Origin of the sequence: Paracoccus litorisediminis (assembly GCF_009711205.1) — a bacterium.
Lineage (GTDB): Bacteria > Pseudomonadota > Alphaproteobacteria > Rhodobacterales > Rhodobacteraceae > Paracoccus > Paracoccus litorisediminis.
Window position 1 is genome coordinate 114629 of record NZ_WMIG01000012.1, and the last position, 17090, is coordinate 131718.

The 17090-nt window shown below is 62.6% G+C and carries 20 protein-coding genes; 10 read left to right on the forward strand and 10 right to left on the reverse strand.

The features are described from left to right. Positions 1 to 345: 345 nt before the first annotated feature. The 8 genes from GL300_RS17775 to GL300_RS17800 form a co-directional block, all read right to left on the reverse strand. Positions 346 to 1692, reverse strand: coding sequence for an NAD(P)/FAD-dependent oxidoreductase (locus tag GL300_RS17775; protein WP_246195237.1), 1347 nt, complete (start codon positions 1690 to 1692; stop codon positions 346 to 348). After that, positions 1685 to 1870 carry a hypothetical protein gene (locus GL300_RS17780; RefSeq protein ID WP_155040998.1) on the reverse strand — a complete coding sequence of 62 codons (186 nt, stop codon included), beginning with the start codon at positions 1868 to 1870 and terminating at the stop codon, positions 1685 to 1687. Before GL300_RS17780 ends, GL300_RS17775 begins: the two co-directional genes overlap by 8 nt. Before the next feature lie 135 nt (positions 1871 to 2005). Further along, on the reverse strand, positions 2006 to 2131 hold the full coding sequence (locus tag GL300_RS27145; protein WP_281353156.1) for a hypothetical protein: 126 nt from the start codon (positions 2129 to 2131) through the stop codon (positions 2006 to 2008). Positions 2132 to 2151: 20 nt separating this feature from the next. Further along, on the reverse strand, positions 2152 to 2298 hold the full coding sequence (locus GL300_RS17785) for a hypothetical protein (protein ID WP_155040999.1): 147 nt from the start codon (positions 2296 to 2298) through the stop codon (positions 2152 to 2154). A gap of 461 nt (positions 2299 to 2759) precedes the next feature. Then, a complete protein-coding gene (locus GL300_RS26800; protein ID WP_246195238.1) occupies positions 2760 to 2912 on the reverse strand; it encodes a hypothetical protein in 153 nt (50 codons plus the stop codon). Between the two features lie 85 nt (positions 2913 to 2997). After that, positions 2998 to 3513 (reverse strand): ATP-binding cassette domain-containing protein, encoded by a 516-nt coding sequence (locus GL300_RS27475; RefSeq protein WP_394208025.1) that lies wholly within the window; start codon positions 3511 to 3513, stop codon positions 2998 to 3000. Between the two features lie 190 nt (positions 3514 to 3703). Further along, complete coding sequence (locus GL300_RS17795) at positions 3704 to 4012, reverse strand: hypothetical protein (protein ID WP_155041000.1); 309 nt, start codon at positions 4010 to 4012, stop codon at positions 3704 to 3706. A 295-nt stretch (positions 4013 to 4307) separates the two neighbouring features. Further along, positions 4308 to 4610: a hypothetical protein gene (locus tag GL300_RS17800; RefSeq protein ID WP_155041001.1), complete on the reverse strand. Its 303-nt coding sequence runs from the start codon at positions 4608 to 4610 to the stop codon at positions 4308 to 4310. A 169-nt stretch (positions 4611 to 4779) separates the two neighbouring features. On the opposite strand from GL300_RS17800, the gene GL300_RS17805 reads away from it, so the two are divergent. The 4 genes from GL300_RS17805 to GL300_RS17820 all read left to right on the forward strand — a co-directional run bounded on the left by GL300_RS17805 (position 4780) and on the right by GL300_RS17820 (position 8491). Next, entirely contained in the window at positions 4780 to 6156 is a 1377-nt protein-coding gene (locus GL300_RS17805) for a glutamine synthetase family protein (RefSeq protein WP_394208028.1), read from the forward strand. A gap of 8 nt (positions 6157 to 6164) precedes the next feature. Beyond that, entirely contained in the window at positions 6165 to 7562 is a 1398-nt protein-coding gene (locus GL300_RS17810) for an aspartate aminotransferase family protein (RefSeq protein WP_425495926.1), read from the forward strand. A 129-nt stretch (positions 7563 to 7691) separates the two neighbouring features. Then, on the forward strand, positions 7692 to 7886 hold the full coding sequence (locus tag GL300_RS17815) for a hypothetical protein (protein WP_155041003.1): 195 nt from the start codon (positions 7692 to 7694) through the stop codon (positions 7884 to 7886). Positions 7887 to 7978: 92 nt separating this feature from the next. Next, positions 7979 to 8491: a hypothetical protein gene (locus tag GL300_RS17820; protein ID WP_155041004.1), complete on the forward strand. Its 513-nt coding sequence runs from the start codon at positions 7979 to 7981 to the stop codon at positions 8489 to 8491. Positions 8492 to 8936: 445 nt separating this feature from the next. Here GL300_RS17820 and GL300_RS17825 read toward each other — a convergent pair whose 3' ends face one another. Then, positions 8937 to 9599 (reverse strand): GntR family transcriptional regulator, encoded by a 663-nt coding sequence (locus tag GL300_RS17825; RefSeq protein ID WP_155041005.1) that lies wholly within the window; start codon positions 9597 to 9599, stop codon positions 8937 to 8939. 244 nt (positions 9600 to 9843) lie between these two features. Here GL300_RS17825 and GL300_RS17830 point away from each other — a divergent pair, with 244 nt between their 5' ends. Next, complete coding sequence (locus GL300_RS17830; RefSeq protein ID WP_155041006.1) at positions 9844 to 10233, forward strand: acyl-CoA thioesterase; 390 nt, start codon at positions 9844 to 9846, stop codon at positions 10231 to 10233. Positions 10234 to 10258: 25 nt separating this feature from the next. Here GL300_RS17830 and GL300_RS17835 read toward each other — a convergent pair whose 3' ends face one another. Then, a complete protein-coding gene (locus tag GL300_RS17835) occupies positions 10259 to 11215 on the reverse strand; it encodes a LysR family transcriptional regulator (RefSeq protein WP_155041007.1) in 957 nt (318 codons plus the stop codon). A gap of 466 nt (positions 11216 to 11681) precedes the next feature. Here GL300_RS17835 and GL300_RS17840 point away from each other — a divergent pair, with 466 nt between their 5' ends. The 5 genes from GL300_RS17840 to GL300_RS17860 are packed head-to-tail and all read left to right on the forward strand — an operon-like array spanning position 11682 to position 16816. Beyond that, positions 11682 to 13082: an SRPBCC family protein gene (locus GL300_RS17840; RefSeq protein WP_155041008.1), complete on the forward strand. Its 1401-nt coding sequence runs from the start codon at positions 11682 to 11684 to the stop codon at positions 13080 to 13082. Continuing rightward, a complete protein-coding gene (gene benB, locus GL300_RS17845; RefSeq protein ID WP_155041009.1) occupies positions 13079 to 13585 on the forward strand; it encodes a benzoate 1,2-dioxygenase small subunit in 507 nt (168 codons plus the stop codon). Before GL300_RS17840 ends, benB begins: the two co-directional genes overlap by 4 nt. Before the next feature lie 32 nt (positions 13586 to 13617). Beyond that, positions 13618 to 14646 carry a benzoate 1,2-dioxygenase electron transfer component BenC gene (gene benC, locus GL300_RS17850; protein WP_155041010.1) on the forward strand — a complete coding sequence of 343 codons (1029 nt, stop codon included), beginning with the start codon at positions 13618 to 13620 and terminating at the stop codon, positions 14644 to 14646. Further along, positions 14643 to 15449 carry a benzoate diol dehydrogenase BenD gene (gene benD / locus GL300_RS17855; protein ID WP_155041011.1) on the forward strand — a complete coding sequence of 269 codons (807 nt, stop codon included), beginning with the start codon at positions 14643 to 14645 and terminating at the stop codon, positions 15447 to 15449. The genes benC and benD overlap by 4 nt, the downstream gene beginning before the upstream one ends. 35 nt (positions 15450 to 15484) lie before the next feature. Further along, entirely contained in the window at positions 15485 to 16816 is a 1332-nt protein-coding gene (locus tag GL300_RS17860) for an MFS transporter (RefSeq protein ID WP_155041012.1), read from the forward strand. Positions 16817 to 17090 lie beyond the last annotated feature (274 nt).

Here is a 17090-nt window from a genome sequence, read left to right on the forward strand (position 1 = left end):
GAGGTCTGTCTCGGCATCGCCCCTCAGCCCATATTCGGAATGGTCGATCTGTGAAGGTCACGCGCCGGAATTGAGGTTATTGGCGAGGTTGCGTGCGGACATAGCGCCTCAAGCGCGGGCTGTGGTGGTTCTGGCTGAACCCAGCGATCACATAGCCGGATTTCAGGGCAAGGCCGAGATAGTTTCGCCTTCGGCCTGCGCCGATGAAGCCGGCCAAAGCCAACAAGGTGGCCACCAGCATTGGCCCTTGAACGTGAAGCAATTTTCCCCGTCTTTGGCGTGCCTTGTTTGATCCGCGCCACTTTCTACGGCGCGGTTGGCAGAGGGCATTGCAGGGGCAGGGCACTAGCCCCTGTCCTTGATCCCATAGGCCAGATAGGCCGGATAAAGGAACGCGCGCCGCCATCCTGCCAACGGAAAGCGCCGTGGCTGAACGGACATGAAGGCGGGCAGTTCGTGCGTCTTGCCCAAGGCCATGCGGGCGACCTGCTCGCCGCACCAGCTGCCCATCGCGACGCCATTGCCATGCCACGCAAAGGCGGCATGGGCGCGTGGCAGATCGCCCATCTGGCCCACAAAGGGCACCAGATCGCGCGTCATGGCGACAAGGCCGCTCCAGCCATGGGTAAAGGTGACATGGCGCCATTTCGGGAACATGGCGCGGAAATGCCGGCGGGTGCGGTCGAGGATCGCGGCCTGCGAGGCCGCCGTCCAGCGCACCGCGCCACGCATCCCGAACAGCATCCGCCCGTCCGGCAGCAGGCGGAAGTAATGCAGCAGGTTGCGGCTGTCATAGGCCATGCTGTCGGTGGTCCAGTTCTGGGCCTGACGTTCGGCCTCAGTCAGCGGGCGGGTCACGACGATGCTGGATTGCACCGGCAGGATGCGCCCGGCGATCCATTCGGGGATGTTCTCGGCGCTGTAGCCATTCGTGGCGACGATCAGGTTACGGGCCAGCAGCCTGCCTTGCGGCGTCACCAGCACATGCCAGCCGTCCCGGTATTCATGGGACAGGACCGGGCTTTCTCCATGCAGCCGGATCGATTGCTGGGTGGCGGCGCGCGCCAGCCCCAGCACGTATTTGCGCGGGTTCAAGCCAAATCCGAGCGGCAAGGCCAGCCCGCCTTGCATGCCCGCCGCATTCAGCCCCTGCGCGCGCAGATCATCAGGGGTCAGCAACTGGGGGCTGATGCCGTAATCGGCCCCGGTCTGAGCCTGCTCGGCCTGCATGGCGCGGAAGGCTGCGCGGGAATGGGCCAGCTGGATCTCTCCGCCCGGGGACTGGCGGTCGACATCCAGCCCCAGCTCGTCGATGCGGTCGGAAACGAATTCGATCGCGCGACGCTCGGTCCGGCGAAAGGCCAGACGCTGGTCCTCGCCATAGCGCCGCGCCAGTGTCGCGCCATCGGCCTTGGCCCCGCCAAGACAGCAGAAGCCGCCATTGCGACCAGACGCGCCCCAGCCGGGCCGGTGCAGGTCCAGCACCGCGACATCCGCCCCGGATCGCGCCAGATGCAGGGCCGCCGAGAGGCCGGTGAAGCCCGCGCCGATCACCGCGAATTCGGCCCGTTGTTCGCCGCTTAGCGGGGTGTTCGGCAGGTCAGGACAGGTTTCCGCCCACCAGCAGCCAGAGAGAGATTCCGCGGCATAGGCTGCGTCCTCATAGATGCGGCGCAGGCGGGGTTCAGTCATGGTTGCCTCCTATCCGGTGGGTGCGGGCCGTGCCACGGCGCGTGACCAGTGAGGCAGATATGACGCCCAGAGTGACAAGGGCAATGATGATCGTCGACAGCGCATTGACCTGCGGCGAGGCCCCCGCGCGGACCGATGGGAAAGATCGCACCGCGCCCACCAGATCGTTCAGCGACATGGAAAGCGCCAGTCGCCAGCCCCGAGATCAGCGCTGGCGCATTATCGGCAGGGTCACCAGCGCGAGTCGTTGAAGCTGTAAATGACCATGATGAGCATTGGCAGATACGGAAACGGGTACCAAGCGCGATCGAGGTCAAGTTAAACAGGCCGCGATGATGCCGGGCCGCGACATCGGCACGGTGACCAGCCAGAACGCCTTGAACCACGAACAGCCCAGATCCTGCGCAGCCTCGATCAGCACGTCGTCCAGCTTTTCCATCGTGGCGCAAAGCGGACAGGCTAGCGCAACTCCTGATTTGGACGGGTCAGGAGCGAGGCCCGAAAGGACAGGACGATCAGGATAGGCTGCAGCTTGCGCCAGCGCGCCGGGCTGCGCGCCAAGGCATGGGCCACCAGCAGCGTCAGCGCCGTCGCGATGAAGGGCATGCGTACGCTGGGTAGGTTTGTTTTCTAATAGATGTCGTCGCTGGCGAGAAAAGCTAAATTGTCGAGGCTTAGCTGCAACTGGGCGTGTTTGACCTGCTGCCAGCCCCCCGAAAGGTCGAAGAGCGGCTGACAAAGTGGGGGCGGTCGCCATCACCGACCGCAAATTATTATCGCGTTCAGAAAGGGTATCACGAACAAACACTCAGCTAGACAAAGAAAATGGTGATCAGGGCGGTGCGGCGCAGGCTCATGTCACTGCTCCAACACAAGACCGGTGGTCTCAGCCCATGAATGCTAGACCTCGTCGTTCCAGCTGAATTAGCGGCGCGACAGGCGGCGGAAATTGGTCATCTGGCCTTGATCCGCTGTCCGTTCGCCAGCGCGATATGATAGGTCGCGACAAAGCCGATACCGATGACCTTGCCGCGCATCCGGTTCGCGCGCCTCATCTAGCTGGGCCGTCATAAGGATTTTTTCCGGGCGCAGTGCAAAGAACACCGCAGCATCCGGCGCAACGCCAGATCCGAGGCGGTGCGGATCGGTGTCGCGTCCTCGGCATAAAGAATATCCCATAGGCCGGGACCCGCGCGTTCGGCGTTGTCCGCGATCACCATCTCATCGCCGATGAAATCCGCAACATGGACCGAGTTCGGCGTGATCCACTACCGCGATACCGTTGGATAGGGTTATAGGATCTTCCTAATCATGGGTCATGATGACAAAAGTAGTCCCGATGCGTTCCTGAATATCCATCAGTTCGCATTGGGCATCCTGATGCAGTTTTTTGTGCAACGCGGCCAGCGGTTCATCCAGAAGCAGCAGCTTGAGCCGAGCGCCAAGGCCATGCGCTGGCGCTGGCCGCCGGAAATCTGGTCGGGCTTGCGGCGGGCCGCTGCGGCACAGGCCACAAGGGAGATGTCCCAGACACTCAGATGCGGGAACAGCGCAGCTTATAAATATCATATTGACCGGACGCCAATGTGGCAGGCCGGAAACGATGTCGCGCCCGTCCAGATGGATCTTGCCCTCGGTCGAGGTATCGAACCTGGCCAGCATCCACATCATCGCGGTCTTGGTGCGACCCGAGGGGCCAAGCAGCGCAAAGAGTTCGCACGGATAGATCGCCAGATCAGGACCCTTGATCGCGGTGAGTAAGCCAAATCGCTTGATCAAGCCCTTGAAACGGATCAGCGGGCGGGTATTGGGGTTGTCCATGGCGCGAATGTGGCCGAAGCTGAATTCATCAATGCCATGGCGTGTTCCGGGCTAGCGTTCCTGCATTCGTGGCAAGGGCTCGCGTCAAGCCATTCTCTTGACCCGGGAGAACGGATTATGGGCGATGCAGCCATTGCAGATCGTCAACCGCACCGCGCGACTGGTCTGGTAATGTCGCAATCAAGCAGCGTCATTGCCGGCCATGCATCAGCGCCGCGCGTTGAAGGGCGGCGGAATTGGCCGATGGCGTGTGATAGCCGACAGAGGTGATCATCAGCGGATTATCGGGGCAGAATTCATACAGAATTTCGCGCCCGAGCGGCGCATCCTCAGGATCTGATTGAAAGCCCAGATCGGGATGGTGGGCGCTAAAATCGGCAATGGCGCGACGCAGTACCTCGTGGCCACACAGTCCGAACGGGGACGGTTCAGAAAGCACTATCCCACCCTGAAACAGATGCGGATACGCGCCATTCAGCCCCGATAGCGCGTCGATCACCCGCGTGACCGGGCCGAGCCGGGTGCTGCTGACACCCACTCCTACAGCCTGAACGCGGGTGCCGCCAAGGGCGATCCATGTGGTCTAGGGCGCGCCACGTTCCCTTGTCGTGACGCGGGCATTGTGGATCAGGATAGCAGCGAATTCCGTCATGTCCGTCCTTTCGTCAGGTCGTGGCGGTTCTATGCTGCCTTGCGTCCATCGACCGCTGCGACCAGGCAGGCCCGGCGGGCCGATCCGCGTCGCCGGTATTTTCGTCGGCCACGGATCGCGTAGCTATCGTTTCAATTTATGATCAAATCATGACCGGCCGCGCGTCCGACAGGAAATCTTCGCGGCGGCCTTTGTCGCGTAACGGCAAATAAAGCGAATAATCTGCGACAGATCCGACGCGCTTTGACGCAAGACTTCGCTGACCTTTCGCGTTCACTCTGAACCGGTGCCCCGGAACAGTCTGCCTTGCCATGGTTGGTAAACAAACCGGGATATGCCAGAATTCCGAAAAATATCCTGTAATTCTGGCAATTATGTGGCAGGCTTCGAATCGGAGCCGTTGCGCCCAACCTGCCTCGCTGCGCGAGGCGTCCTGCCCGGCCATGGTCGGACGCGCCTCCCATGGCGCGGCAGGATGCCCGCATGCAGAAATGCCGGAACAGACGAACAAGACCAAGGCCAAGGGCCAAAGGGACGATAAGCAGCGCGAAAATAATTTGATCATATTTTAAATCGCATCCCGCCCAAGCTCGAGAAACCCTTTCAGGTGAAACGTGAACCACATCGCACCCTTTGGCTGGCAGGACGAATTGCCGGCAGCCTTCAATGCCCATCGCAACGGGCGCCAGATCGACGAGGTTGAATGCATCGTCCCCGATCTGGTCGGCATGTCCCGCGGCAAGGCCATGCCGCATTACAAGTTCGACCCCAGCCAGACCTTCTACCTGCCGAACTCGCTGTTCTTTGAAACCGTGACCGGCGAATATGTCGATGTGCTGGGCATGGACAATCAATGGACCGAGATGGACATGGTCCTGCGCCCCGACATGTCGACGGCCTCGGCCGCGCCTTGGGCCAATGACCTGACCTTGCAGGTGATCTGCGACCTTGAAACCCGCGACGGCGAGCCGATCAGCATCGCGCCGCGCAATGTCTTGAAACGCGTTCTGGCGCTTTACGCCGAGCGGGGCTGGCAGCCCATCGTCGCGCCCGAGATTGAATTCTACCTGATCAAGCCGAACCTTGACCCGAACGCGCCGATCGAGCCTCCGGTGGGCCGGACCGGGCGTCCCGGCTCGGGGCGGCGGGCGTTTTCGATGGTGGCCATCGACGAATATGGTCCGGTCATCGACACGATCTATGACTATACCGAGGCGCAGGGCCTGGCCATCGATACGCTGATCCAAGAGGGCGGGGCAGGGCAGCTTGAGATCAACCTGCAACATGGCGATCCCCTGCTGCTGGCCGATCAGGTCTTTTACTTCAAGCGCGCCATCCGCGAGGCGGCGCTGAAGCACGGCGTCTTTGCCACCTTCATGGCCAAGCCCATGCGCGATGAGCCCGGCTCGGCCATGCATGTGCATCAAAGCGTGGTCGATGCGAAGACCGGGCAGAACATCTTCTCGCACCCCGATGGCTCGCCGACCGAGACCTTCTTTCACTTCATCGGCGGCTCGCAGCGCCATATCACCGAGCTGATGCCGCTGATGGCGCCCTATGTGAACAGCCACCGCCGTCTGACCGGCGGGCAAAGCGCGCCGACGAACCTTGAATGGGGCCATGACAACCGCACGACGGGCCTGCGCATCCCCAATTCCCGCCCCGAGGCGCGCCGCGTCGAAAACCGCGTCATCGGCATCGACGCCAACCCCTATCTGGCGCTGGCCGCCAGCCTTGCCGCCGGTCTGCAAGGCATGATCGAGCGCATCACACCGCGCCCGGTCGCGCAGGGCGAGGTCTTTGCCAATGGCGCGCTGCTGCCCGAAGGCCCCTTCGACATGCTGGCCGCCTTCAACGAGGCGACCCGGATGCACGAAATTCTGGGGCGCGATTTTTGTACCTTGTTCTCGGCCATCAAACTGGCCGAGTTGAACGAATTCCAGCGCGAGATCTCGCCCTGGGAACGCAAGCATCTGTTGCTGAATGTCTGAGAAAGGGAATAGCAATGTATGACAATCATCGTCCGACCGCCGAATTGCAGGCGCTGGATGCGGCCCATCATCTGCATCCCTTCACCGATGGCGACGCACTGAACCGCAAGGGCGCGCGCATCATCACCCGCGCCAAGGGGGTCTGGCTGACCGATAGCGACGGCCACCAGATCCTTGACGGCATGGCGGGCCTGTGGTGCGTGAACGTGGGCTACGGGCGCGAGGAACTGGCACGCGTCGCCAGCGAGCAGATGTTGCAGCTGCCTTTCTACAACACCTTCTTCCAGACCTCGCACCCGCCGGCCATCGCGCTGGCGGCGAAGCTGGCGCAGCTTGCGCCGGGCGATCTGGATCATGTCTTTTTCAACGGCTCGGGCTCGGACGGGAACGACACCAATATCCGCATGGTGCGCCGCTACTGGCAGGCGCTTGGCCAGCCCGAACGCTCGGTCATCATCTCGCGCTGGAATGGCTATCACGGCTCGACCATGGGGGCGGCAAGCCTTGGCGGCATGAAGGGGATGCATGAACAAGGGGGCCTGCCGATCCCCGGCATCGCCCATATCGACCAGCCCGACTGGTGGTCCGAAGGCGGCGAGATGTCGCCCGAGGAATTCGGTCTGGCTCGCGCCCGCCTGCTGGCCGACAAGATCGAGGAAATCGGCCCGAGCAAGGTCGCGGCCTTCATCGCCGAGCCGATCCAGGGCGCGGGCGGCGTCATCATCCCGCCCGAGACCTATTGGCCCGAAATCCAGCGCATCTGCGACGCTTACGGCATCCTGCTGATCGCCGATGAGGTCATCACCGGCTTTGGCCGCACCGGCAACTGGTTCGGCTCGCAGACGCTTGGCATCCGTCCCGACATCATGACCACGGCCAAGGGGCTGACCTCGGGCTATGTGCCGATGGGGGCGTCCATCGTGTCGCGCAAGGTGGCCGAGGTCATCAACGGCTCGGATGAATTCGCGCATGGCTATACCTATAGCGGCCATCCCGTCGCCGCTGCCGTGGCGCTGGAAAACCTGCGCATCCTTGAGGAAGAGCACATCATCACCCGCGTGCGCGAGGTGACCGGGCCCTATCTGAAGGCGGCATGGGAACAGCTGACCGAGCATCCTCTGGTGGGCGAGGCCCGCATCACCGGCATGATGGGATCCATCGCGCTGACCCCGCACAAGGCCAGCCGCGCGAAATTCGCCGCCAAGGCCGGGACCGTCGGCCTGATCTGCCGCGAGCGCTGCTTTGCCAATAACCTCGTCATGCGCCATGTCGGCGACCGGATGATCATCTCGCCGCCGCTGGTCATCACCGAGGAGGAAATCTCGCTGCTGATGACGCGCGCCCGTCTGGCGCTGGATCAGACGTTGGATATCGTCCGCGCCGAGGGGCTGCTGGTCGCCGCCTGAGCCCATGACTTGGGGATTCTGACGATCAATGACCGGCCGGGCCACCCCCCGGCCTCATGATATGCCGATACCTCCAGCCCGCCGGGACCTTTCCCGGCGCAGGGGCGCATCCGGGCGGATGTCTGCATCGTGGGCGACGGCTATACGGGCCTTTCCTCGGCGCTGCATCTGGCGCAGGGCGGCTACCGTGTCGGGCTTGGGGCGCAATGGTGGGCAGCTCAGCGCCTTGAGGCCCGCGGACATAGAGCGGTGCTGGCCAAACTGCAAAGCCGCCAGCTATGGGACTGGCTGCGAAGCGGTGCAGCTTGTCCGCACCCTGATTGACGTAGGCCAGATCGATTGCGGCTGGCGCGACGGCGTCATCCACACCATACCGTCCGGGCCATGAGGCCGAAACCCGCGAGCATGTCGAATACATGCAGCAGGTCTATGGCCACAAGGCGATCAGCTATCTGGACCGCGACCGCATTCGGGCCGAGGTCGAAGCCGTGGATTACAATTGCGGCTCGCTGGATGTGCACAGCGACCACTTGCATCCCGTGCACTATGCCTTGGCCTCGCGCGGATGGCGGCGGATGCGGGGGCCAGCCCGCTCGAGTTGTCGCGCGTTATCCGGATCGACGCGGAGAGTCCATCCCCGCGTCTGCACTGATCAGGCCGAAGTCGAGGCCAATCATCAGGTCCTTGGCGGTGGCGAAAGCTATGACTACCGTTTCCCCTCGGCCCCGTGCGCCAAGGACCGCTGCACCATGCGCAGGGTGTTTTCCGAACTGACGAATATGCCCCTTAGCCATATTTTGGGCGGCGCTTTGGGCATCACCATGTCGCGTATTCCGCATTTTTCGCGGCTGGGACCGGCGACACTGTGGGGCTCGGGGTTCTCGGGGCAGGGGGCGCCGGAGGGCCAGATGGACGCCGCCGCGGTCTGATGTTTCGACGTCATAGCCGGGCCTTCCACCCCCGCGATTCCCCGACGGCTCAGCGCCTCGCAGCCCGCTGCTGATCGCGGCACTGACATGGTATTCGCTGCGAAGCAGGCTGTGGCCTAGCGTCGGGTCAGGGCTGGTTCCAGTAGTCAGGTCGGTCTCGGGGGTACAGAAATAGCCGCAATAGCGAAGCGCCTGATGCAGGCAAGGCCGCTCGCCCAGATAGCGCCAGATCACTAATAGATCGCCTGACTCACCTCGGGGCAGAAGGCTATCTGGGTAAAAGCCATGGCGACGGAGTTCGAGTTGTCGCCGGAAAACAGCCGTCGCTGAATATCGCGCTGTGGGTCGCTGTGCGGGCCGATTTGTGGCGGGCGGACACAGATCTTCCCTCGGAGGACGGCGAAATCCGTCAGGATCTCGCTTTGTCGTTCCTCAACATGGAGCCTTAGTCGTCCGTGCCTGAGGTCAGCACGCTGCGCACGTTCTCCATTCCTTGCAGGATATCGCTGCGGATCGCCTCGGCCACGGCATCGGGGTCGCGGCGGCGCAGGGCGTCGATCGCGGCGCGGTGCATGTCGGGCAGGTTGCTGGTGCCGAAACGCCCGCACATCACCCGCAGCGCAGGTGCGGTGCGCAGCCACAGCATCTCGACCATGTCCTGCAGGATCTCGGTCCGGGCATGGGCATAGAGCGCGTTGTGGAAGCGGTAGTTGTGCAGCATGTAGCCATGGACGCTGCCCTGCCGCATCGCGTCATCCAGCATGTCGTCGATCTGCTCAAGCTGGACAATGCCCGTTTCGTCAATGCGAAGCGCGGCGCGGCGGGCGAGGTCGGGTTCCAGCGCGACGCGGGCAAAGCACAGCTCATCCAGCTGCGGCAGCCGCAGGACGGGCACCGAGACGCGGCGGTTGTCATGGGTCTGAAGCGCGCCTTCGGATACCAGCCGCCGGATCGCCTCTCGGACCTGCGTCACGCCGCCTTCGGTCAGGGAAACAAGGCCTTGGATGGTGATTGGCTGCCCGGGCGCGACATCGCCGGTCAACACCATCTGGCGCACCCGCCGATAGATGTTGAGATGGCTGGGTTCGTTCCGGACAGTTTCGAGCATGCGGCCCGTTTCCAATCATGTTGTAGGCTGTGGCCAATCTAGCCGTGGCCCGCTGCCATTCAAGGCGAAACGCCGGGAGGCGCTTGCGAAGCCGCCCTATGCAGAAAATCTCAGACCTTGCCTGCAATTGAACCCAGAGCGGCGCGAAGGCCGATTGCAATGCGTCTGTGCTGGAACCTGCAGCGTAAACGCGGCAAAGCTGGGGTAACGACTGCCTAACCCAAGCAAAGGATCACTCAGGCTCATGCCAGATTCCCAGCCACCCGGCCTTCCCACAATCCGCACCATCGCCATGCCGGCGGATACCAATCCGGCTGGCGATATTTTCGGCGGCTGGCTGATGAGCCAGATGGACCTTGCCGCGGGCTCGGTCGCGGCGCTGACCGCGCGCGGGCGAAGCGCGACGATCGCGGTGGAGGGCATGAAGTTCCACCGTCCGGTCAAGGTTGGCGACGAGGTCTCGCTTTACGCCGAGATCGTGCATATCGGCCGGACCTCGATGCGGATCCATGTCGAAGCCTGGCGCCGTCAGCGCGAAAGCGAGATCACCCAGCAGGTGACCGAGGCGACATTCACCTTTGTCGCCCTTGATGAGACCGGCGCCGCGCGGCCCGTCCTGTCATCAACCGATTAGGATCTGATCGGGCGGAAAGTGCCGCTCATTCCGGGATATCAGTATCCGCCATATCGCTTCTCACCGAAAGGTTATGCTCCAGGGTCAGCCAAGGCGGGCTTTCGGCATACATCTCCTCGATAAGCCGCTTGACCAGCGCGATATAGGGCGAGGTGTCGCTGGCCCGATGGCTCAGCACGACCGGAGAGGTGGCGCGCGCGCCTTCAAGCACCCGATACCTGATATCCGCGCGCAGCAGTCGGGCCGAGGATGGAATGACGCAGATCCCGACCTCGGCCGCGACCAGACCAAGGGCGGTTTGCAATTCACTTACCTCCTCGACGGCGGCGGGGCGGACATCGTGGCCGTGCAGAAGTTGCAGGACGTGGTCGGCATAGCTTGGCCGCGGTTCCTTCGGATAGACGATCAGGGTCTTGCCGGCGAGTGCTGCGACCGGCAGGGGCAGGTCCAAGCTGGCAAGAGGATCGGCCACGGGGATGGCGACGACCAGACGCTCCTCGCGCAGGACGATTCCGGTCACATTGGGATCGCTGTGATGCAGCCGCCCGAAGCCAATGTCGATCCGTCCTTCCTTCAATGCATGGATCTGCTGCATCGACAGCATCTCGATCAGCTTGATGTCCAGCCCCGATTCATGCTGCCGCAACTTGCGCACCAGCGATGGCAACCCGCCATAAAGCGTCGATGGCACGAACCCGATCGAAATGACGCGGTTCTGGTTGCGCCCCATCCGGCGGGTGGCATCGCTCATCTGCTCGACCCGGCCAAGGATCTGCAGCGCCTGTTCATAGAACAGGCGACCGGCATCGGTCAGGCGCAGCGGTCGGCTGTTACGCAGAATCAGGGTCACGCCCAGCTCGTCTTCAAGCAGCTGGATCTGCCTGCTCAAGGGCGGTTGCGCGATGTTGAGCCGCTCGGCGGCACGGGTGAAGTTCCGCTCGCTTGCCACCGCGACAAAGTATCGAATCTGCCTCAGATCCATGTGGCGTTCCTGTGACCATTGCCGAAAAGCGATGTTTCATCGAGGTTGAGGCGTGAAAAGCCCTGAATCCAGACGATTCATCGCGATACTATACCCTGTAGGTATAGTTTACGACTGATTTGGTGTTGGACCCACGGGCATCATCCATTGCACTCTGACCCTACGAAGCCGCGTCCCGTCCCACGCGACGCCCCTTCATAAGGGGTCGGGGGCAGGGGGGCGGACGGGCCTGCGGACCGCGCTTGGAGGAGGGCTGCCGCGATAACCCGAAAGCTGCATGACCAAGGAGGAGACAGCCATGCGTGCCAGAAGTTCCGGCCGACCAGCGATCCAGATCCCGGCCCCATGACCCAGCGCGCGCCCATCCGCGCCTGAGACGTCGCGGCCCGATCCGCGCATCACCCCAATTTCCGTATTCCAGATGACAGGAACCGCTCCGCAAGGACGTTCCCTGAAGGAGACCCGTATGTCCGCATCCATCGACAAGGCCCGCGATCTGGGCCAGCTGCTGGCAACCGCCGTGCAGGATGACAAGGAGGCCGGCGTCTTTCGCTGCCGCCGCGACATCTTTACCGACCCCGACCTTTTTGAACTGGAGATGAGGCACATCTTCGAGGCGAACTGGGTCTATCTGGCGCATGAAAGCCAGATCCCGGAACCGAACGACTATTACACCACCCATCTCGGGCGGCAGCCGGTGATCGTCACCCGCGACAAGAACGGCCAACTGAACGCCGTGATCAATGCCTGCGCGCATCGCGGCGCGATGCTGTGCCGCCGCAAGCATGGCAACAAGGGCAGCTTCACCTGTCCGTTCCACGGCTGGACCTTTGCCAATACCGGCAAGCTGCTGAAGGTCAAGGACGCGAAGAACACGCAATATCCAGCGCAGTTTAACACCGATGGCTCGCATGACCTGACGCGGCTGGCGCGGTTCGAAAGCTATCGCGGCTTCCTTTTTGGCAGTCTCAAGGCCGATGTCGCGCCGCTGGAAGCGCATCTTGGCGCGGCTAAGGTCATCATCGACCAGATCGTCGATCAGGCCCCCGAAGGGCTGGAGGTGCTGCGCGGCAACTCGTCCTACATCTATGACGGCAACTGGAAGCTGCAGATGGAGAATGGCTGCGACGGCTACCATGTCAGCTCGGTTCATTGGAACTATTCCGCGACCATGGGCCGCCGCAAGGAAGACAACACCAAGGCCGTCGATGCCAATGGCTGGAGCCGCTCGGTCGCGGGCGTCTATGGCTTCGAGAACGGGCATATCCTGCTGTGGACCAACACCATGAACCCCGAGGTGCGGCCGGTCTGGAACCGCCGCGATGAAATCCGGGCGCGTGTTGGCGACACGCGGGCCGAGTTCATCACCGGCCAGACCCGCAACCTGTGTCTTTATCCCAACGTCTTCCTCATGGACCAGTTCAGCACCCAGATCCGCGTCACGCGCCCGATCAGCGTTGACCGGACCGAGGTCAGCATTTTCTGTTTCGCGCCCAAGGGCGAAAGCGCCGAGGATCGTGCGACCCGCATTCGCCAGTATGAAGATTTCTTCAACGTTTCCGGCATGGGCACCTCGGACGATCTGGAGGAATTTCGCGCCTGTCAGCAGGGTTATGCCGGAACGGCGGCGCTGTGGAACGACATGTCACGGGGCGCACCGCTGTGGATCGAGGGGCCGGACGAAAACGCCCGCCGCATGGGTCTGAACCCGCTGCTGTCAGGTGAGCGCAGCGAGGATGAGGGGCTTTTCGTGCGGCAGCACGCCTTCTGGGCCGAGACCATGCAAAAGGCGCTGGCCTCTGAGCTGGCCGGGACGGCCCCCGTCGCCGGAATGGCGGCCTGTGCAAGCGAAGGAGAGCTGGCATGAATATCCCCCTGCGCACCGCCATCGACCGCGACGCCATCTGCGCCTTTCTCTACCGCGAGTCGCGCCTGCTGGATGACCGCGAATGGGATGAGTGGCTGACCTGCTACGCCGCCGACGTGGAATACTGGATGCCCTGCTGGGACGATGATGACCGGCTGACCGAGGACCCGCAAAGCGAGATCTCGTTGATCTACTATCCCAGCCGCGACGGGCTTGAGGACCGGGTCTTTCGGATCAAGACCGAGCGCTCCGGCGCCTCGACGCCCGAGCCGCGCACTAGCCACAGCGTGACGAATGTCGAAATCATCGCCGAGCGCGGTCAGGAAATCGACCTGCGCTACAATTTCCACACCCTGAACCACCGCTACAAAGTCACGGATCAGTTCTTTGGCACGATCTTCCTGACCCTGCGCCACGGACCGGAAGGGCTTGCGATCTGCCGCAAGAAGGTCGTGCTGAAGAACGACTACATCCGTCAGGTCATCGACGTCTACCACGTCTGACCACAGCCCCACCGAACACAGGAGGAAGCCGCATGTCCGCTTATCGGATTGCGCTGAATTTCGAGGACGGGGTGACCCGTTTCATTACCTGCAACGCTGGCGAGAAGGTGCTGGATGCCGCCTTTCGCAACAAGATCAACCTGCCCATGGACTGCTCCGACGGGGTTTGCGGCACCTGCAAGTGCCGTGCCGAAAGCGGCCGCTACGACATGGGCGACGGCTTCATCGACGATGCCCTGACCGAGGACGAGGCCGCCGAAGGGCTGATCCTGACCTGCCAGATGGTGCCGGAAAGCGATTGCATCCTTTCGGTGCCCACGTCGTCCGGGGCCTGCAAGACCGGGCAGAAATCCTTCGAGGCCATCGTTGTCGGGATCACGGAACATGCCGATGCCGCGGTGGTGCTTGAACTGGACACGTCGGGTGAAAGCGCGCCCAATTTCCTGCCCGGCCAATATGTGAATATCGACGTGCCCGGCGCGGGTCTGTGCCGGTCCTATTCCTTCAGCTCGGCTCCGGGCGAGAGCAGGCTTGGCTTTCTGATCAAGAAAATTCCGGGCGGGGTGATGACCAGTTGGCTTGGACGCGCAAAGCCCGGAGACCGGCTGACGCTCAGCGGTCCGCTGGGCAGCTTCTACCTGCGCGAAACCCGCCAGCCGCTGCTGTTTCTGGCCGGGGGGACCGGACTTGCGCCGTTTCTGTCGATGCTTGAACTGCTGGCGCGGCAAGGCTCCTCGGCCCAGATCCATCTGCTTTACGGGGTGACGCGGGACCTTGATCTGGTGCTGGTCGATGCGCTCGAAGCCTATGCCGCGCGCTTGCCGAACTTCACCTTTGCCACGGTCGTGGCCGATGCGAACTCGGCCCATCCGCGCAAGGGTTGGGTGACCCAGCACATGCCCGAGACACTGCTGCAACAGGCTGCGGTGGATGTCTATCTGTGCGGCCCGCCGCCGATGGTCGATGCCGTGCGCGGCTGGTTTGCGGAAACCGGCGTGACACCTGCCAGTTTCCACTACGAGAAATTCACCCCCAACGCTGTCCTGAAGGCCATCGCATGAACGCGCCGTTTGTTGAGATTTCGCGCGTCTTTGCGAACCGTTTCGCGGGCAAAGTGCTGGTCGTCACCGGTGCCGCGCAGGGGATCGGTCGAGAGGTCGCCTTGCGCGCCCTGCACGAGGGCGGCTCGGTCCTGTTCGTCGATCGGGCGGATTTCGTGGCCGAGGTCGTGGCCGAAACCGGCAACCCCGCCGCCCGCGCCTTTTGCGCCGATCTTGAGACACATGAAGGTGCGGCAGCGGCGATGGCCTTTGCGGCCGAATGCTTTGGCGGCATCGATATTCTGATCAACAATGTGGGCGGGGCAATCCGCATGCGCCCCTTTGCCGAATTCGAGCCCGCCCAGATCGAGGCCGAGATCCGCCGCTCGTTGATGCCGACGCTGCATTGCTGCCACGCGGTGCTGCCGCATCTGTTCGCCCGAGGTGGAGGCGCGATCGTCAATGTCTCGTCCAACGCCACGCGGGGGATCCATCGCGTGCCCTATTCAGCGGCCAAGGGCGGCGTCAACGCCATCACCATGTCGCTGGCCATGGAGCTTGCGCCGCACAACATCCGCGTTGTGGCCACCGCGCCCGGCGGCACCTCCGCACCCGCGCGGCGTGTGCCCCGCAATGCTGCGGGCGACAACGCCGCCGAACAGGGCTGGATGGCCGAGGTGGTCGGGCAGGTGACGGAATCAAGCTTCATGAAGCGCTACGGCACCTTGGCCGAGCAGGTGGCGCCGATCCTGTTCCTGGCCTCGGACGAGGCCTCCTACATCACCGGAAACGTTTTGCCCGTCGCGGGAGGCGATCTGGGCTGAACGACGACGCGCAATAACATCCAGGGAGGAGAAAAATGCGCCAGATCGATGTGACGGATCACATAGACAAGACAAGGTTCGGCAAATTCCAATGGTCGGTGGTGGGGCTTTGCGCGCTGCTGCTGATCGTCGATGGCTATGACGTCTTTGTCGCGGGCACGGTCCTGCCCAAGCTGATTCAGGAATGGGGGCTGACCAAGCCGCAGGCCGGCACGCTGCAGGCATGGGCGCTGTTCGGGATGATGTTCGGGGCGTTCATCTTTGGCTCGCTTGCCGACCGGTTCGGACGCAAGAAGGGCATCGCGATCAGCTTCCTCATGTTCACCATCGCCACCTTGCTCACCGGTTTTGCCACAAGTCCCGAGCAGTTCAAGATCTTCCGCTTCTTTGCCGGTCTGGGCTGCGGTGGCTTGATGCCGAATGCCGTGGCCTTGATGAACGAATACGCGCCGAAACGCCTGCGCAGCACCATGGTGGCGCTGATGTTCTCGGGCTATTCGGTGGGCGGCATGCTGGCTGCGGGACTGGGGATTTGGGTGATCCCGAACCATGGCTGGCAGCCGATGTTCTTTGTCGCCGTGCTGCCGCTGCTGCTTTTGCCCGCAATCCTGTGGCGTCTGCCCGAGTCGTTGGGCTTCCTGATCCGTCAGGGCGATCAGGATCGGGCGCGTCGCGTGCTGAGCCGGGTCGATCCGAACCTGCAGCTTCGTTCGACGGACACGCTGATCTTCACCGAAGCCAAGGGTAGCTCTGCCTCGATCACCGAACTGTTTCAGCACCAGCGCCTGCTGCGCACCTCAATGCTGTGGGTCGCGTTCTTCTGCTGCCTGCTGTTGGTTTACCTGCTGTCCTCATGGCTGCCCAAGGTGCTGCAAGAGGCCGGTTACGCCGAAAAGGCCAGCCTTCTCAGCCTGTTTTCGCTCAATTTCGGCGGAATGGCCGGGGCCATCCTTGGTGGGCGTATGGGTGACCGGTTCGGACTGCCGAAGGTCGTCATAGCGTTCTTTGTGCTGGCGGCGCTGTCGATCGGGCTGATCGGGTCCAACCCGTCCTCGGCGCTTCTGTTCGCGCTGGTCTTCGTCGCGGGCGCGACCACCATCGGCACCCAGATCCTGCTTTATGCCAGCGTCGCGCAGCTTTACCCGCTTGCAGTGCGCGCGACTGGTCTGGGCTGGGCTTCGGGTATCGGGCGGATCGGTGCCATCGTCGGGCCGACCTTTGGCGGATTGCTTCTGGCGCAGCAATATCCGTTGCAGCAGAACTTCCTGATCTTCGCGATCCCCGCCGCGATTTCCGCAATGGCGATGATGGTCTACGCGCTTGCATCCGCTCGCCAGACCGAGGCGCTGAAGCCGGTCGAGGCGTGAATTATACGGCAGCGGAGTTTGGGGGGGCGTCGTCGCCTCCCATTCCCTGTGCAGGACAATCCCTAGAGGAATGAAATGTGAACGGGGCGGAAATCGAGGTTCAAATACATTACATAAGTCCGATTATTCTGCAAAATTGTATAGCGAGGTGGATTCAAGTTGGAACTGCGACTTTGATGTAAAATCAGTGCATTGCATCAAGGAGTATTCTCCATGTCCAAACCTTACCTGCATCTCGACCTCGAAGAACGGCGCAAAATCGCGCGCTGGCGCG

Coding starts and splice junctions, on each gene's coding strand:
- GL300_RS17775 (WP_246195237.1), bottom strand. CDS start 1,692: ATGACTGAACCCCGCCTGCGCCGCATCTATGAGGACGCAGCCTATGCC.
- GL300_RS17780 (WP_155040998.1), bottom strand. CDS start 1,870: ATGTCGCTGAACGATCTGGTGGGCGCGGTGCGATCTTTCCCATCGGTC.
- GL300_RS27145 (WP_281353156.1), bottom strand. CDS start 2,131: ATGGAAAAGCTGGACGACGTGCTGATCGAGGCTGCGCAGGATCTGGGC.
- GL300_RS17785 (WP_155040999.1), bottom strand. CDS start 2,298: ATGCCCTTCATCGCGACGGCGCTGACGCTGCTGGTGGCCCATGCCTTG.
- GL300_RS26800 (WP_246195238.1), bottom strand. CDS start 2,912: ATGGTGATCGCGGACAACGCCGAACGCGCGGGTCCCGGCCTATGGGAT.
- GL300_RS27475 (WP_394208025.1), bottom strand. CDS start 3,513: ATGGACAACCCCAATACCCGCCCGCTGATCCGTTTCAAGGGCTTGATC.
- GL300_RS17800 (WP_155041001.1), bottom strand. CDS start 4,610: ATGGCCGGGCAGGACGCCTCGCGCAGCGAGGCAGGTTGGGCGCAACGG.
- GL300_RS17820 (WP_155041004.1), top strand. CDS start 7,979: ATGCAGCAGGTCTATGGCCACAAGGCGATCAGCTATCTGGACCGCGAC.
- GL300_RS17825 (WP_155041005.1), bottom strand. CDS start 9,599: ATGCTCGAAACTGTCCGGAACGAACCCAGCCATCTCAACATCTATCGG.
- GL300_RS17830 (WP_155041006.1), top strand. CDS start 9,844: ATGCCAGATTCCCAGCCACCCGGCCTTCCCACAATCCGCACCATCGCC.
- GL300_RS17835 (WP_155041007.1), bottom strand. CDS start 11,215: ATGGATCTGAGGCAGATTCGATACTTTGTCGCGGTGGCAAGCGAGCGG.
- GL300_RS17840 (WP_155041008.1), top strand. CDS start 11,682: ATGTCCGCATCCATCGACAAGGCCCGCGATCTGGGCCAGCTGCTGGCA.
- benB (WP_155041009.1), top strand. CDS start 13,079: ATGAATATCCCCCTGCGCACCGCCATCGACCGCGACGCCATCTGCGCC.
- benC (WP_155041010.1), top strand. CDS start 13,618: ATGTCCGCTTATCGGATTGCGCTGAATTTCGAGGACGGGGTGACCCGT.
- benD (WP_155041011.1), top strand. CDS start 14,643: ATGAACGCGCCGTTTGTTGAGATTTCGCGCGTCTTTGCGAACCGTTTC.
- GL300_RS17860 (WP_155041012.1), top strand. CDS start 15,485: ATGCGCCAGATCGATGTGACGGATCACATAGACAAGACAAGGTTCGGC.